The sequence below is a fragment of the Streptomyces sp. SID5910 genome (assembly GCF_009862125.1).
Taxonomy (GTDB): domain Bacteria; phylum Actinomycetota; class Actinomycetes; order Streptomycetales; family Streptomycetaceae; genus Streptomyces.
On the sequence record NZ_WWHX01000840.1, the window covers coordinates 1 to 3,527 of the forward strand.

Genomic DNA, 3,527 nt, shown 5'->3' on the forward strand with positions numbered 1-3,527 from the left:
TGCGGCTCCGCCGCGTGGGCGCGATCAACCAAGAACAGACCCGCAGCCGCCGAATCACAGAAACCCGGCAGACGAAGAGGCGCGCCTACCGGTCCCTACCGCACGCATACGCCAGCGGCGAGACCAACTCCTCCACATCCGGCAACCACCGATTCGCCACCGTGGGCCGGCACACCCACTGCACAGCCCCCCGCGTCCCCACCCGCGTCGGCGGAGCCGCCACATACCCGCCCTCGCCGAGCACGGCCAGATCGAGCGACCGGGGCGACCACCCCAGCCCCCGCACCAGCCCGGGCACCTTCCCCGCGGCCCCCGGCAGGACGAAGAACCGCATCCGCCGGTCCGGCGCCAGCGTCACCGGTCCGAGCGTCAGCTCCATCCGCTCCATCCGGGCGAGCGCGAGGAACCCCGCGGTCTCGGGCACCTCGATCGCGTCGAACGTCCGCCCCGTCGGCAGCAGCACCGACGCCGTCGGCTGCTGCTGCCACAGCCGGCGGACGACGGTCGCGCTGCCCGTCGCCCGCGCCGCCCAGTCCTGGTGCGCCGGGTGCGCCCCCGGGGCGGCGCACGCCGGCTCCCCGCAGGAGCAGCGCTGCACCCCGTCGGCGGCTTCCAGCCAGGCCCCGGGGACCACGTCCCAGTGGCGCTCCTCGGCATAGCGGACGGCGGTCTCCAGCAGCGACGTTCCGCGCTGCTGCGGGATCTGAGCGGTTTCGGTGCCCGGGATGGTCTCTTCCACGTGGAACTCAACTCCCGCACCCACCACGGGTTACGGCCCGCCCGCGCGCGGGGGAGGAGCATCGATCCCGCACCCGGGGCGCATGGGTGCACGTGCGGGGGCGCGCGGGAGGATCCGTGGCCGGAGCTGGGTAGCCACGTCTGGGGCCGGCACCGGCCGTAACCCCGGCAAACCTGACAAGCCTCGCATTGTCGGTACTTCGGCGGGGCATTGATCTCCACGGCCGGACATCTCGCGTTCCGCCGAGACAGCATCGAGACCGCATGGGGGTACGCCATGGCCGCAAGGCCTCTCGTCGCGCGGCAGCCGAACGAACGGCTGCAAGCGCTCATTCAGGAAGCGGGCTGCTCGAACGCGGGCCTCGCCCGCCGGGTGAACATGTGCGGCGTCGAGCACGGTCTCGACCTGAGGTACGACAAGACGTCGGTGGCCCGCTGGCTGCGCGGACAGCAGCCGCGCGGCCGGGCGCCGGCGATCATCGCGGAGGCGCTGGGACGCAAGCTCGGCCGTACGGTCACGATCGACGAGATCGGCATGGCCAACGGCAAGAACCTCGCGTCGGGCGTCGGCCTCCAGTTCTCGCCGACGGTACTGGGGGCCATCGAGCAGGTCTGCGAGCTGTGGCGCAGCGACGTGGGGCGGCGGGACTTCCTGTCCGGTTCCTCCGTCGCCGCGTCCGCCCTGGTCGAGCCGAGCCGGGACTGGCTGATCTCCGCGCCCGACCCGCAGGTGTCGCGCTCGGCCGGGCCGCGCGTGGGCCAGTCCGACGTGGCGGCGGTGCGGGCGATGACGCAGGCCCTGGTGGACCTGGACCACCAGTACGGCAGCGGGCACGTGCGCCCGGTCGTCGTGCACTATCTGAACAGCGTCGTCTCCGGGCTGCTCGCGGGCTCCTACCGGGAGGCGGTCGGACGGGAGTTGTTCGCCACGGTCGCCCGGCTGACCGAGCTCGCCGGGTACATGGCCGTCGACACTGGGCAACCGGGCCTGGCCCAGCGGTACTACATCCAGTCGCTGCGGCTCGCGCAGGCGGCCGGCGACCGCGGATACGGCGGCTACGTCCTCGCCGCGTCCATGAGCCACCTCGCCGCGCAGCTCGGAAACCCGCGGGAGATCGCGCAGTTGGCGCGCGCGGCCCAGGAGGGCGCGCGCGGGCGCGTCACACCGCGGGCGGAGTCGATGTTCCACGCGGCCGAGGCACGCGGGCATGCCCTGCTCGGCGACGCGCGGTCGACCCAGGCCGCCGCCGGGCGCGCGGTCGAGGCGATGGAGGCGGCCGACCCGGCCTCCGGCGACGACCCGGTGTGGATCGCGCACTTCGACCAGGCCTACCTGGCCGACGAGTTGGCGCACTGCCACCGGGACCTCGGGCAGGCCGACGCGGCGGCGCGGTGCGCCGAGGAGTCCCTGGCCGGGCATCCCGAGTCGCGGGCCCGCAGGCGGGCCATCGGCCATGTGCTGCTCGCCACCGCGCAGGTGCAGAAACGGGAGATCGAACAGGCCTGCCACACGGCGCTGAAGGCCGTCGACCTGCTGGAGACGCTGCGCTCCAACCGGGGCGCCGAGTACCTGGAGGACTTCCAGCAGCGCCTGGAGCCCTACCGGGAGGAGGCGGTGGTAAGGGAGTTCGGGGCGCGGCTCGATCTGCCCGCCGCCGCGTGAACATGCGGTGAAAGGCTGTGCGGAGAGCGGAAAGGAACGTAAACAGCGTGCAGGGGCCCGGTTTTGTTACTGCGGTCACAGGGAAGGAGGTCACGCCCTGGGCGGCGTGGCAGGGGGCTCGGGGAACCCGGTAGCGTGAGCCGACGATTCCGAAGGTCCCCCATTCGTAGGAGTCCCGGTGACGCAGAGTGGACAGGGCGAGGAGCCCTCGCCGCGGCAAGCGCGCGAAGGCATCGTGCTGCCCTCGGACGGCGGTGCGCCCTTGCTGCCGGGCCCGGCGGGCGGACCCGCCGGGCCGCAGGCCGCAGGGTCCGCGCCCGCCTCGGCGCCGGCCGGCGCCGAGGCCTGGGACCAGCCGTGGGGGCCCGGACAGCAGTACGGCCGGCCGCAGGGCGAGAGCTGGCCGACCCCGCCCGGCGCCCAGCCCTGGGGCTCCCCGGAGACCGGCGGCCACCCCACCGACCCGCAGGGATGGCCCGCGCAGGGCGGCCCCGGCGGCCTGCCGCCCGAGGCGGGCCCCGGCCCACTGCCCCCGGAGAACGCGCAGCCCCCGGCGTACGGCGCCCCGGCCCCGACCGGCCACCCACAGGGCGCGCAGCAGCCGTACGGACAACCGGAGTACGGACAGAACGCCTACGGCCAGCAGCAGCAGCCGCAGCAGTACGGCCAGCAGGCCCACGGCCAGCATGGGCAGCAGCTGCACGGACAGCACGGGCAGCAGGCTCCGGGTCAGCACGGCCAGCAGCCGCAGCACGACCAGCAGGCGCACAGTCAGCAGACCCACGGACAGCAGGGCCAGCCGCAGCACGGCCAGCACGGCCAGCAGCCGCACGGGCCGCAGGCTCCGGGGCAGCACGGCCAGCAGGCTCACGGCCAGCACGCGCAGTCGCCGCACGGTCAGCACGCGCAGCCGCCGCACGCGCAGCCGCCCTCCGTGCCGCTTCCGCCTGCCGACGAGGGCGCCACCCAGTACCTGCCGCCCGTCGGCATGCCCGCCGACGAGGGGGCGACGCAGTACATACCCCCCGTCTCTCCGGGGGCGCTGCCGCCCGAGAGACCCCCCGCCGGCCCGCCCTCCGACGCCACGCAGTTCCTCGGCCACGCCCCGCACCCCGCGGCCGGCCAC

Annotated in this window: 2 protein-coding genes and 1 pseudogene; 2 read left to right on the plus strand and 1 reads right to left on the minus strand. The window is 74.7% G+C overall.

Annotation, left to right across the window (positions count from 1 at the left end; translation table 11 throughout):
* Positions 1-85 precede the first annotated feature (85 nt).
* Positions 86-739, minus strand: a complete 654-nt coding sequence (locus GTW67_RS29590) for a bifunctional DNA primase/polymerase (protein WP_161167826.1) — start codon at positions 737-739, stop codon at positions 86-88.
* 276 nt (positions 740-1,015) lie between these two features.
* Here GTW67_RS29590 and GTW67_RS29595 point away from each other — a divergent pair, with 276 nt between their 5' ends.
* Together GTW67_RS29595 and GTW67_RS29600 are read left to right on the plus strand one after the other, a co-directional pair.
* Positions 1,016-2,401, plus strand: a complete 1,386-nt coding sequence (locus GTW67_RS29595) for an NsdA family TPR-like regulatory protein (protein WP_161167827.1) — start codon at positions 1,016-1,018, stop codon at positions 2,399-2,401.
* A gap of 178 nt (positions 2,402-2,579) precedes the next feature.
* Positions 2,580-3,527, plus strand: a pseudogene (locus GTW67_RS29600) (hypothetical protein); the annotation flags it as partial.

Bases quoted from the DNA above. Each gene is read 5' to 3' on its own strand.
- GTW67_RS29595 (WP_161167827.1), top strand. From the start codon at position 1,016: ATGGCCGCAAGGCCTCTCGTCGCGCGGCAGCCGAACGAACGGCTGCAA.